The organism is Symploca atlantica LB2515 (assembly GCF_052546295.1).
The window spans coordinates 5,165,811-5,178,058 of the sequence record NZ_JBQWMT010000001.1; the positions used below are offsets into that span (position 1 = coordinate 5,165,811).

9 protein-coding genes are annotated in these 12,248 nt (G+C 42.4%); 3 read left to right on the forward strand and 6 right to left on the reverse strand.

The features are described 5' to 3' along the window. Positions 1-395: 395 nt before the first annotated feature. On the forward strand, positions 396-1,109 hold the full coding sequence (locus tag ACT7WV_RS21520; protein WP_445104844.1) for a response regulator: 714 nt from the start codon (positions 396-398) through the stop codon (positions 1,107-1,109). A gap of 103 nt (positions 1,110-1,212) precedes the next feature. Here the strand turns inward: ACT7WV_RS21520 and ACT7WV_RS21525 are convergent, their stop codons facing one another. Continuing rightward, entirely contained in the window at positions 1,213-1,938 is a 726-nt protein-coding gene (locus ACT7WV_RS21525) for a phosphatase PAP2 family protein (RefSeq protein WP_445104845.1), read from the reverse strand. 139 nt (positions 1,939-2,077) lie between these two features. On the opposite strand from ACT7WV_RS21525, the gene ACT7WV_RS21530 reads away from it, so the two are divergent. Then, the gene (locus ACT7WV_RS21530; protein WP_445104846.1) at positions 2,078-2,494 is read left to right on the forward strand and encodes a rhodanese-like domain-containing protein; all 417 of its coding nucleotides are present in this window, start codon (positions 2,078-2,080) and stop codon (positions 2,492-2,494) included. Positions 2,495-3,521: 1,027 nt separating this feature from the next. Here the strand turns inward: ACT7WV_RS21530 and ACT7WV_RS21535 are convergent. Genes ACT7WV_RS21535 through ACT7WV_RS21545 form a run of 3 tightly spaced genes read right to left on the reverse strand, consistent with a single transcriptional unit; the run spans position 3,522 to position 8,565 of the window. Continuing rightward, positions 3,522-3,989, reverse strand: coding sequence for a response regulator transcription factor (locus ACT7WV_RS21535; RefSeq protein ID WP_445104847.1), 468 nt, complete (start codon positions 3,987-3,989; stop codon positions 3,522-3,524). Positions 3,990-4,022: 33 nt separating this feature from the next. Then, positions 4,023-5,777 (reverse strand): EAL domain-containing response regulator, encoded by a 1,755-nt coding sequence (locus tag ACT7WV_RS21540; RefSeq protein ID WP_445104848.1) that lies wholly within the window; start codon positions 5,775-5,777, stop codon positions 4,023-4,025. Further along, positions 5,743-8,565, reverse strand: coding sequence for a sensor histidine kinase (locus ACT7WV_RS21545; RefSeq protein ID WP_445104849.1), 2,823 nt, complete (start codon positions 8,563-8,565; stop codon positions 5,743-5,745). The genes ACT7WV_RS21540 and ACT7WV_RS21545 overlap by 35 nt, the downstream gene beginning before the upstream one ends. Positions 8,566-8,920: 355 nt before the next feature. Here ACT7WV_RS21545 and ACT7WV_RS21550 point away from each other — a divergent pair, with 355 nt between their 5' ends. Next, positions 8,921-10,213 carry an ABC transporter substrate-binding protein gene (locus ACT7WV_RS21550; protein ID WP_445104850.1) on the forward strand — a complete coding sequence of 431 codons (1,293 nt, stop codon included), beginning with the start codon at positions 8,921-8,923 and terminating at the stop codon, positions 10,211-10,213. Positions 10,214-10,254: 41 nt separating this feature from the next. Here ACT7WV_RS21550 and ACT7WV_RS21555 read toward each other — a convergent pair whose 3' ends face one another. Continuing rightward, complete coding sequence (locus ACT7WV_RS21555; RefSeq protein WP_445104851.1) at positions 10,255-11,295, reverse strand: glucokinase; 1,041 nt, start codon at positions 11,293-11,295, stop codon at positions 10,255-10,257. A 44-nt stretch (positions 11,296-11,339) separates the two neighbouring features. Further along, positions 11,340-11,978: a histidine phosphatase family protein gene (locus tag ACT7WV_RS21560; RefSeq protein WP_445104852.1), complete on the reverse strand. Its 639-nt coding sequence runs from the start codon at positions 11,976-11,978 to the stop codon at positions 11,340-11,342. Between the last annotated feature and the right edge of the window lie 270 nt (positions 11,979-12,248).

A 12,248-nucleotide genomic window follows, 5' to 3' on the forward strand; every position in this document is an offset into this window, starting at 1 on the left:
GTATACATCTGTCTTCTAGATTTTTGAGATATAAATACAACACTCAGAAGTTTGTATAGCTAACTTGTGGGAAGTATAGTAATTTCAATTATTGAGGGCAAGCACTACTTAGAAGAGGCATTTAGCTTACTAAAAGTAACCATTTTCGGTGTTACCTTAAGACAATTCAACCAAAAAGACATCTACCCAAAGGTAGAGAACTAGCTTGTTATTTATTAATTCGGCATCCGCAATGAAGTCAGTATTGTTTTTGTAGCTAATCTCTGCCGAATAGTAGAGAAGTTTATCTTCCCATTTACAAAGGAATTTCCCAGAGATTGAGCAGTATTTTTTCTTAATTTCCTGGAAACTTATAACTAGCAAAAACTTTAAAATTTAAATCAGGGATTTGGAGAATGAGTAAGATTCGTGTAGCTTTAATTGAAGATCATGACCTAACGAGGATTGGACTGCGTACAGCTCTACAGCAACGTGAAGAAATTGAAATTGTCGGAGAAGCTGCCAATGCCTCAGACGGTTTAAAACTACTCTATTCCTCCCGACCAGATGTGGGAATAGTTGATATCAGTCTTCCTGATAGAGATGGTATTGAATTAACGCAGCAATTCAGAAAATATGCCGATCCAAAGTGGCAAACCACGATTCTCGTACTAACTTTACAAGATAACGAAGAAACAGTGATGGCGGCTTTTGCGGCTGGTGCTAATTCCTACTGTTTGAAAGATACCAGTTTTGAAAATTTACTCGAAGCCTTACGAGTTACTCATGAAGGTAATTCTTGGATTGATCCATCAATTGCGAGGATTGTTCTCAGACAATTTAAATTGAACGGTGGTGGTGCTGTTCTAAGAAGAGAGGAAGAAACCGTAATTATTGATGCACTGAGGGACGATTACAGTCAAGTTATCGAAAATTATCCTTTATCGAGACGAGAATTGGAGGTTTTACATCTGATTGTTGAAGGTTGTAGTAATGCCGTGATTGCCCAAAAACTCTACATTACAGTAGGCACAGTAAAAACTCATGTTCGGAATATTTTGAACAAGCTATGCGTTGATGATCGCACCCAAGCTGCTGTCCGTGCTTTGAGAGCTGGTTTAGTTAGTTGAGCTAATTACTAACTGGCATCCTAGTCGATAGTGAGTCGATATTCCCTACAAAAATAGCCTTTGTGCAACCTAAGCTGTAAGCTATCCCTGTGAAATATCTCTTTTAGCTTTTAGTACTCTTGGCTCCAATTGTACTAGTAGCTTCTAAACCCAGGATACAGGCGACCAGCCAGACTAACCCAGCAGCATATCCAGCAATAATATCTGTAGGCCAGTGAACACCAAGGTAAAGGCGACTTACTCCAATGGCAGCAATTAACAAAACTGTGATGCTGATAATTGGTATCTGCCAAACTTTGAGGCGAGTTACTAACCAATAGCCAATCAAACCATAAATGACTAGTGAAATCATGGCATGACCACTAGGAAAACTATAGTAATTCACATCTACAATATGCTGCCAAAGAGTGGGACGACTACGGGCAAATACAGCTTTGAGCAAAAAATTTAAACCAATAGCGCCCCCAGACGCGATAATTAAAGTTATTACTGCTGTCCATCGTCCCTGCCTTAGTAAAACAATTCCGAAGACTACGCTCAAAGCTGTTAGCCAAAGTGGTTCTCCGAGAAACGTCACTCCAACCATGATTTGATTGAGCAAGGGGGTATGGAAGCTAGCAAATACTTGCAAAATTGCCTGATCAATTGCTTGAGTTTCTTGTTCGAGTACTTCTTCAGCAATGGCGGCAAACCCCCATAGCGCCAAGCCAGCAACTATTAAGCCTCCTATCCAGACTGCCGAGATAAATGTAGATAACTTGGGACTTACCGATTCTTGCCAAAGTTTAACTAATTGTTTACTAAGGCTGTGCAGGAATCGAACTGACATAGGTTTCCGGGATGATTTTTGCAAGAGGTCTAGTTTCTTCTTTACCAAAAACCGATCACAAAATCATACACCTAAAGAAAGATAAATTTAAGATGTACTTTTGTTAAGTTGAATCTGATGCTAAAAGGAAATCTTTTTTATGGAAAATATTCAAGACAAAGTTGCAGCAACAAAAGAGAGCCTTCCAGAAGTTACTCCTACACCACCTTCTTTGAAACCATCCTCTAGTGCTAGTGACCTCAAGGCTCGTCTTGACTGGGGTGAGCCAGCTTTAACAATCATCGACGTGCGCGATCGCCAGTCCTTCAATAAAGAGCGTATCATGGGTGCGATCGCAATGCCGATGGATCAATTAGTGGAGCGAGTTCGACCAAGTCTCGAACCAACTCGTGATATCTACGTTTATGGCGATACTGACCAGGAAACAGCTCAAGCCGCAACTCGCCTGCGGGAGGCAGGATTTATCAATGTAGCCGAACTCAAAGGTGCACTTGCTGGCTGGAGAGCAATCTCCGGTTCGATAGAAGGAACTGCTACAGCCGCAACCCCCCGCTAAGCAGAGCCTGTGCTTGCCAATCGTTGATTTTTTTACTTAGTTAATTAGATTGTTGGCAACAATACCCATCTAGGATTGAGGAATTGATAGAGATACATAAACGCAGATAGCCCATCTGCGTTTACTTTTATGCAGGTAGTAATCGGGCGAGAGCAATAGTAGCTTGGATAAATCTCTAGCAGTTAAATCAACCAGGTACTTTCACAGTTCTTGACTGAGGAGACAGCAGTAAGCCAAAAACGTGAAAGCTTAGAACCAATTACTCTCAGGTGAAGCCACCCTTTCCCAGGAAACATGAGCAGATAACTTACACAATTTGTGGATTAGTTAGATTAAGAATTGAGACACTAACTAATACTACCAACATAATCATCTTTATTTTGCCAAATAAACAATAATAGCAACCCTGTTAAAATAAGGATTTATTAATAAAAATTAATTCAAGTACCTATTTTTGTGTAGAAACTGACTCTCTATTGAAATTGGCATCCCATGAGCGAAAGCCAGTTGCAGAAAGGTATTGAGTATTTTCGGAGAAGTCTAATGTTAATTTCCAAACAGATACTCTTGAACACCTTGTTGTTTGCCTAACGAGAGGGAACTATCCACCATACCTCGAATTCTCAACGATTTAAGATGCGTTTACCCTGTAAAAAGTGCGGGAGCCTAGCAAATCCTGCACTTTTTGGCAATATGGTTCAAGATTGACATGCCATCAGATACTTCCTCCTGCTAAATCGGGAGAAAAACCCGCACTGTTGTTTGTTACTTTGATGTGGTCTCAATGGCCAACTCTCCAGTCAGAAGTTGGGCAAGTTGTGTTGTGATATACGGAACAGCTCTCACCACTTTTTAAAGCTTCAATTTCATTAAGAGCAGTTGCCATCAATTCCAGATCAGAATAGAGTAAAAATTTCTGAATCATGCTAGACAAATTTTCTGCATGTTGATTTATTTCTATCGTCATTTCCTTAAATTGCTGCCGTTATAGGTAACCGAATTCTCCAATAATTAGCTGTGAAAAACCTCAAATACTATTAATAGATGATCGGAATTCTTGGTGTAAAGAAAAAGAAATTTTATTAACTATTTGACCAAGTTGTTGTTGTGACTTTTGTTCGATGACTGCCGTTTTTTCCAAGCTAGCTGAAATTGCTTTGAGCAATTCTTCTACAGTAAATGGTTTAGTAATATAATCATCTGCCCCCAACTCCACTGCCTTTCGTAAGTCACTTTTGTTTGTCTTAGCGGTGAGAAAAATCAGCGGAATCCTGTCTGTAAGTACTTTTTTTCGTAATTCACTCAAGACTCCAAAACCGTCAAGCTTCGGCATCATCACATCGCACAAAATTAAATCGGGTAAATACTGCTCGGCTAGATCGATGCCGGTAAAACCATCACCGGCACCAAGTACTTCAAAACCCTCTACCTCAAGCAATTCCAGAATATTTTCTCGTACTGACAGCTCATCTTCCACCACCAGAATTTTTTTCATTGTCTACTTTCTTAATATTTAACTGCTGTGAAACTAATCGTTATATCCGGGTGGTAATGGTAAAGATTTTTTGGTAGTTAGTAATTTTTCAAATTCTTGGGTAGAAACTGGAGGGCTGAATAAATAGCCTTGGATGGCATCACATTGATGATGGTAAACAAAATCAAGTTCTGCTGCCTTCTCTACTCCTTCAGCAATCAATTTCAGACCCAGGCTTTTTGCCATTTGGATAATTGCTTTAGTAATTGCTGTATTATTGGAGTTGTTGGTAATATTGCTGATAAAGCATCGGTCAATTTTTAAAATATCGAATGGAAATTGTTGTAAATAGCTTAAAGAAGAATACCCTGTACCAAAATCATCAATGGCAATTTGTACACCTAGGGACTTCAAAGCATTCAATCTCCTAATTGCCACTTCAGTATTTTGTACCAGCATGCTTTCCGTCATTTCTAGGTCTATATATTGAGGGTGAAGATCGGTATCCATCAATATTTGTACTAACTTTTGACGCAAATCCATTTGGCAGAATTGACGACCACTGAGGTTTACTGCCACCCTCAAAGAGGGAAAACCTTTAGTTTGCCAGATTTTGATTTGCTTACAAGCTTTTTGCAAAACCCAGTCACCAATCGGTACAATCAGACCGGTTTCCTCTGCAAGGGGAATAAATTTATCTGGTGGAATAATTCCTCTTTCTGGATGTTGCCAACGCACTAAAGCTTCCGCGCCAATAATTTGCCCTTTCTGTAGATCTACCTGGGGTTGGTAATGAATGAGGAGTTCTTCGCGTTCTAAGGCATGGCGTAAGCTAGTTTGCAAGGTGAGGCGGTCTGAGGAACCAAGATGAAAGGTTGCCGTGTAAAACTGATATTGGTCACCACCTTGTTGCTTTGCCTTTAACATTGCCTTGTTGGCATTACTGAGTAACTGTTCAAGTTCTTTGCCATCACGCCGATAAAATGCCATACCAATGCTGGCAGTAATAAAGATTTCGCGATTAGCTAGTACAAAGGTTTGTGAGAGACTTTTTAGAATGCTTTGAACAACATTAACTGCATCTTGCTTGTGTGGATTTGTTGCCAGAATAATGGCAAACTCATCAGCATTTAAGCGAGCGACTGTGTCTTGAGCATCAACACAACTTGAAAGGCGTTGGGCAACGGCTTTCAGTAATAAGTCACCGAAAGCATGACCTAGATTTTCGTTGATTTGATTAAAGCGGTCTAAACCCAGGCAGAGAACTGTCAAAATTTGTTGATGCTCAGTATCCGCTGGTTGTACCTGCTTAAACCGCTCTTGCAAAGATAGCCGATTTGGTAGACCAGTCAAGTTGTCATTACGGATTAAGTAATTTAGTTGGTCTTTGGCTTGCCGAAGTTCAGTATGGTATTGTTTGTGGACAGCAGCTTGTTTTTTAAATCTGCTGGCAACCGCACCCAATAATTCTGCTCTGGTAAAGGGCTTAGTAAGATAGTCATCGGCTCCCAGTTCCATACCTTGCCGAACATCAGCTTTAGCAGCTTTTGCTGTTAAAAAAATAAAGGGAATTCCTGCCATAATGGAGTCTTGGCGCAGCGCACTTAAGACTCCGTAGCCGTCTATTATCGGCATCATGACATCGCATAAAATTAAATCGGGTAACTGAGTTTTTGCTAAGTCAATGCCAATACGACCATTTTCCGCACCGAGTACATTTAAACCTTCGGCATCTAGGAGTTCAATAATATTTTCTCTGACAAAATCTTCGTCTTCAATCACTAAAATTTTCTTGGTTATTTTCTTCATTTGTTGATAGCCATTCGTATATTGGTAGTGTGACAGTAAAAGTAGTGCCTACCCCGATAGCGCTTTCCACACTGATCTTACCCTCATGGATATCCACGCACTTTTTAACAATTGCTAATCCCAGACCAGTACCAGTAATTGTTCCAACATTATTAGCTCTGTGGAAAGCCTCAAATAAAAACTGTTGTTCTTCCGGTGGAATACCTATACCTTGATCACTAACTCGAAAAACAGCCTGGCTTTGCTGATAGCTTAGTATCAATTTGACTGTGCCGCCACCGGGAGAATACTTAATCGCATTATTTAGTAAATTCTCCAGAATTTGCCGGAGTATTTTTTCGTCTAAGGAAGGCTTTATAGAAGAATTTACAACTGGAAAACTGGCGATTTTTTGGTCTTTTTCAACCAGCAAATTTTTGCTAATTCCTTGGCTGTAGGTAAAAGTAATATTGTGCTGACTGATGTTATTGAGCTGCAGTTCTTCTACTAAATCACAGCAGAATTCTTCTAATTTGAGTGGCACCGGATTTAGTTGGAGTTTGCCAGCTTCAGCCTTGCCCAGGATCAGAACATCATTGAGTAATTTGGTCATATGATTGACCGATTTTTGAATACGATGCAAGTGAGTAACTTTTTTCTCCTCAGTCCACTTGTGGCTGTAGTGTTCGAGCAATTCAGCAGAAGATTGGATTGTTGTCAAAGGGGTGCGAAACTCATGAGAAGTCATGGTAATAAAGCGGGATTTAAGTTCCGTTAGCTCCTTTTCCTTCTCTAATGCTTTACGAATTTCTCCTTCCGCCTGCTTGCGTTGAATCATGAAACCTAATTCCGTCGAAGCCGAAATTAGTTCAATTAACCTTTGATCCTCATTTTGCGATTCAAACATGTAAAAAACGAGGACAGCCAAAACACTATCATTGGCAAGAAGAGGAATTCCCAGTGCAGCTTTGAGGCCAGCTTGCTGCGCTACTTGGACACGGCGGTAAATTTGAATAGACTCGACCGAAACATCTCGCCGCCACTCCGGCTGTTTCGAGACCCAAACACGTCCTGGTAAGCCAACACCTGGGGGAAAGTTGAACTTCTCACTTGAGCTTCTGAATTCTTGTAGATTCTCACTTTTGCTAAACCAGGCTGGGCTGCATTCGAGAGCACTACCATCAGTCCTAGGAACCCAAGCTTCTCCAAAGTCCCAACCGGTAGCTTCGCAAACTTTTTGCAAGGCTACAGCAAGGGCTGTGTAAAAGTCTTGAGACTCAAACAAGGCCTGGGTAATCGAGTGTAGGAAACGGACTTGCTGCTCTTCCTGCTTGCGTTTCGTAATATCCCTAGTAATACCGTGATAGCCACGAAACAGGCCTGAAGGGTCAAAAATAGGAACACCACTGCTTTCAATAATTACTGGATGACCATCTTTGCAAAGATTGGTGCTTTCGAGACAGCTGAAGGGTTGTCGCTCTGCTAAAAGGTCAGCAAAAATCGCAGCAAGACGGCTGGTTTCTTCCGCAGGTGTCAGCTGATAAGGGGTTTTACCCAAAATTTCTGAGGGTTCGTAACCTAACAGGCTAGAAACTTTGGGACTGGCGTAGGTATAGACAGCAGCATCATCCATTTCCCATACCCAATCGCTACTGGTTTCGACTAAATTACGGAATCGCTCTTCGCTCTGGCGCAGTAGCTCTTCTGCCTTCTGGCGCTCGACAATTTCAGCCCTGAGAACGTGGTTTGCTTCCCTTAATGCCGCCGTACGCTCTGCCACTCTAGCTTCTAGAGCATCATTTGCTTGCTCTAGGGTGACTCGTGCTTGTACCCGCTCAGTGACATCTTGTACAATCACAGCAACTTGATCAGCCCCGCTTTTCACGATGCGAGCTTCAAAGTTACGAGATTTCCCAGTTAGCCAAAGTTGATACTCAATTATTTGAATTTTATTAGTTTCTAGGGCAAGTTCAATGTGGTGCCAAGTAAGTCCTGCGATTTCCTGAGGAAAGACCTGATGCAGGTGTTTATTAATTATTTCATTAGTAAAGATTGATAAAGTATCTTCTTTAGCAGCTTTCCAGTCCAGCAAAATGCCATCTCTGGTCACACAAAAGATCAAATCTGGTGTGACGGCTAAAAGAGCACGGTTTTTGGCAATGCTTGCTTGTAGTTGTGATTCAGTAGAGCAGCGCTTGGTTAGTTCGCTTTGGTAGTGCTGCTCTAGTTCTGTTTGCTGAAGAATCAGGCTGCAATAAGCAGCGATTGTTTGGACAAAGACAACCTCTTGGGGCGTCCATTCCCTCTCCCGGTCAAGATTATATAGAGTAATAGCACCAAAATAAGATTGTTCCTGCAACAGCGGTATCATCAAAATGGCATGCAGGTTATTTTGAGCATTCAGATCCTGAATCTGGTTTAAACTGTGTCCTGCTTCTGATGGGAATATTAGTGGTTTACCTTGAGCCAGCCAGCAATGATAACGCTGTCCCAAATCTCTACATAAGCTATCGATTTGGGAATCCCTCTCCGGGAGTACCTCTGTATTCTCTTCTAGAGGGACTGTTAAGTTCAGCGGAAAAAATGCTAGTAGTTGATGATGCTCATCACAACGACATATAAAACAACCACTTACTTGCAGCGCTTCCTGCAGATGTAACGCTATGCGAGGAAGTACTTCCTCAAGAACCAATCTCCTCTGTGCAACTTGGGCAACCTGATTAATCATTTCCAATTGAAGAGTCAGCAGATGATTGTCAATCTTCTGCCGCCCAATAGTCGAGTCAATGAGTAGATGGTTCGGTGACATAGCAATAAGTAGCAACTGAGGGAGAAATGGTGGTCAGTTCCAAACCTCTACGAGCTGTTGATTTAGCCGAGTTGTTTTGAAGCTGCGATTGTTGTTAGTTTTTATCGGTGATTAGTAACTGTTTAATAATCTTTCTTAAAAGTGACTTTAAGCTCTTCTAGTAAATTTTTGCATAGCCATTGGTTTTATCCCTCGTGGAAATTACGGTTATGTAAGCTTTGTTAAGCGGCTTGCTGTCTGTAAATCCACTATTAAGTAAATATTTTTGAGTGATTTGTTGCCTTTTGTTTGTCTTGAAACCTCTTGGATAGAAATATCAAAGCCAAGAATTGCCCTAACTCAAGAATTTTTATCTATGTTTTCCAGAACGATCCTCTGGTGGTTACCTTTGCTTGTCTGTTTGCTTGTCTTGGGGGGATGTCAGCTACAGGACAGTCCTCAAGAAAGTGGTGTAGTGCAGTTAACCCTATGGCATGGAGTAAACCCACCAGCCAATCGTGATGTCTTGCAGGAATTGGTTGATCGGTTCAATAGCAAACACCCAGATATTCAGGTGGAATCACTCTATGTTGGGCAACAAGAACAGCAAACTCCCAAGATTTTGGCAAGCATTGTGGGTAATGCACCACCAGATCTGTTGTGGTTCAACCCGACAATTACGGGGCAGTTAGTGGAACTTAAGGCAATTCGCCCCCTAGAAGACTTCCTCGCCAAGTCACCAGTAAGTGACGAAATTGATCCAGCACTGTGGGAATCCATGCAGTTGAAGGGTCATATTTGGTCAGTACCTTTTGCAACTAACAATGCGGCGATTTTTTATCGTCCGACGCTGTTTGAGTCTTCGGGGATCAAGCAATTACCTAAGACTTGGGAGGATTTACGACAAGTTGCCCAAGAGCTAACGCGTGATACTGATGGTGATGGCCGAGTCGATCAGCATGGGATACTTTTACCTTTGGGTAAGGGTGATTGGACTGTATTTATGTGGTTGCCATTTATGTGGAGTGGTGGCGGTGAGTTAGCAGATAATCTTTCTCTAACCACAGCTAAAGATGTGAATTTGGTCAATCAGGGAGCGATCGCGGCGCTACAATTCTGGCAAGATCTGGTCGAGGATGGTTCTGCGATCTTATCCTTACCGGAACGGGGATTTGAGCTAGATAGTTTCCTAGCGGGTAAGGTAGCAATGCAGTTATCTGGTCCTTGGGTTTTAGGACAATTGCAGGCTATGAATGTTGATTTTGGGGTTTTGCCGATTCCTTCTCAAGCTCGACAGGTAACCTCGGTAGGGGGTGAAAATCTCTTTTTGTTTAAAACAGCTCCTCAACGGGAAACAGCAGCATTTGCCTTTGCTGAGTATGTACTCCAAGAAGAATTTCAAACTCGATGGGCGCTAGGTACAGGCTATCTACCTGTAAACCTCAAAGCTCGCCAAAGCGATACATACCAAGCATTTGTCAAGCAGCAACCAGCCTTAAAGGTATTTCTGGAACAGACAGAATACGGGCGATCGCGTCCAATTTTCAGGGGTTATCGTCGGTTTTCTGAAAGTTTGGGTCGGGGAATTGAGTCTGTTTTACTGGGAAAAACTTCACCTCGCCGCGCCCTTGAGGATGCTCAGCAACGACTGAATTTAATTTTTCGTTAACCCTCAAGGCTGTTTTTCTTTATCGATCAGGCTTTCAAGGTTTAGATTCTAGAAGCACGAATTGCAGCACCGATTAGACCCACCTGTGGATTTAAGATTACGTGTACTGGCACCTTTTCCAGTAAAGAACTTACCCGACCTTTCTCTGAAAATGCCCGTAAGAAACTACCTTCCTCAATTAAGGGTAGTATCTTGGCGGCGATCCCTCCAGCAAGAAAAAGACCACCGTAGGGCAAGAGTTTCAAACCCAGATTGCCAGCTTCCGCGCCATAGGCTTCGATAAACATTTGTAGGGTCATTTCACTGAGGGAATCGCGCTTTTGTAAGGCAGCTTTGGCAATTTCCGCCGCAGGATCAACGCTTTTTTCCGTGCGTCCGGTTTCTTGTTCCCAAGTCCTGACAATATCCCCAACTTCAGGTGACTCTTGAGCAAATTGCCGATCCCTTAAAAACTGATAAATTGCGACTACACCTTGACCAGAAACAACTCGTTCTGTGGAAATCCGCTGAATTTTGTATTTGTCACGCAAGTATTGGAGTAGTTGGAATTCTACATTAGTGCGGGGAGCAAAGTCAGCATGCCCACCTTCGGAGGGAAATACTTGATAACCTTGGGGTTGGCTGACAAGAAAGCCCTCTCCAAGACCAGTTCCAGCACCAATCACCGCCATGGGAGCTTCAGCTTGAGGTGTTCCTGCTTGTAGGGTATACAAGTCTTGCTGTTCTAGACCGAGAATGCCGTATCCCACAGCGGCGAAATCATTAATAAGGCTGATTTTGCTAATTTGCAGTTCTTTTTCCAAGCGTCTGGCTTCCAGGAACCAATCAAGATTGGTTAATGCTGAAGTATCGTCAACAACCGGACCAGCGATCGCAAAACAAGCTCTCTCTGGATTCGGTGTTCGGCTTAACGTTTGCTCCGCTGCCGACAAAAACAGCTCTACCATCGGTACTAGATCTGGAAAGTCGCGGCTCAGATAAAGCTGCTCATGGAGATTTGTTAAGGATTGCTCCGCGGATTCCTCCACCAGCCGCAGCATAGTTTTGGTGCCGCCGATATCTCCTGCCAGTATTATTGTCATACTTCTTGCTTGGCTTGTTCTTGGCTATTAGCTAGTTGCTTCGATCAATTAAAGCGGATCTGCTCCTCAGTTTGACTGAGGTGGGAGATATCCCCATTGAGTTTCATAACCCATACAGGTTCTTGTCGCACCAGTTTTACTAAGCAGCACAGGGAAGCCTTAATTTCTGGCTCTCCATCAACTAAGGCACGGGCGGTGCCTACTACGGAGGCTCCATGACCGACTAATAAGATGTCCTCAAAAAAGTCTGCTGTCAAACGGCGTGCTGTTTCACCGGTACGTTTTAGGACTTCCTCGCTTGTTTCAGGATAATGAGCAACTACACGGGAGGTATAGTTTGAGTTAATCCGGGGAAATTTTTGTTGCAATACTTCGATGGTTCGTGTTTCTGGAGTAGCTGGCATCCATTCAGGATTTAGCCATTCACTCAGACCAGATTCTAGATTAATCGGTAAGTCCAGAGCGTCCGCTATCAAGCTAGCTGTCTGCACAGTTCGTAAAAAGGGCGAGGCAAAAATATGCATTATCCCTTCCCCAACAAGGCGTTGACCTAATTCCCTCGCTTGTACTACTCCATCCTCTGATAGTGGTGGGTCATAGGGTAACTTTGCGGTATTAAACCATTCAGGGTTAACAAAGTCGAGGCGGTTTCCATGTCTTGCAATCCAGACGGTTTGGCTCATGAACTTAGTTAACTAATTTCAGCGTTATTGAGTATCGCCAGTATATCTATACCTTATAGTTGACGAACCTGTCACCCAACCTCAGCGATATTAGAGCTAATTATGCTAAGCTTAACGCTCCAAGGTCTTGTTTCCGTTGGGGTGCTACTTCAGCGGATCTCGCTGTCTCTAGTCTTGGTTCATATCGGAAAATGTAATAATTTCCTGTCCAGATTGAACAATCTTTGCCTTCATAAATGTTACAATATTTAATATTGAACTGCTGTACTG

Coding starts and splice junctions, on each gene's coding strand:
- ACT7WV_RS21520 (WP_445104844.1), top strand. CDS start 396: ATGAGTAAGATTCGTGTAGCTTTAATTGAAGATCATGACCTAACGAGG.
- ACT7WV_RS21525 (WP_445104845.1), bottom strand. CDS start 1,938: ATGTCAGTTCGATTCCTGCACAGCCTTAGTAAACAATTAGTTAAACTT.
- ACT7WV_RS21530 (WP_445104846.1), top strand. CDS start 2,078: ATGGAAAATATTCAAGACAAAGTTGCAGCAACAAAAGAGAGCCTTCCA.
- ACT7WV_RS21535 (WP_445104847.1), bottom strand. CDS start 3,989: ATGAAAAAAATTCTGGTGGTGGAAGATGAGCTGTCAGTACGAGAAAAT.
- ACT7WV_RS21540 (WP_445104848.1), bottom strand. CDS start 5,777: ATGAAGAAAATAACCAAGAAAATTTTAGTGATTGAAGACGAAGATTTT.
- ACT7WV_RS21545 (WP_445104849.1), bottom strand. CDS start 8,565: ATGTCACCGAACCATCTACTCATTGACTCGACTATTGGGCGGCAGAAG.
- ACT7WV_RS21550 (WP_445104850.1), top strand. CDS start 8,921: ATGTTTTCCAGAACGATCCTCTGGTGGTTACCTTTGCTTGTCTGTTTG.
- ACT7WV_RS21555 (WP_445104851.1), bottom strand. CDS start 11,295: ATGACAATAATACTGGCAGGAGATATCGGCGGCACCAAAACTATGCTG.
- ACT7WV_RS21560 (WP_445104852.1), bottom strand. CDS start 11,978: ATGAGCCAAACCGTCTGGATTGCAAGACATGGAAACCGCCTCGACTTT.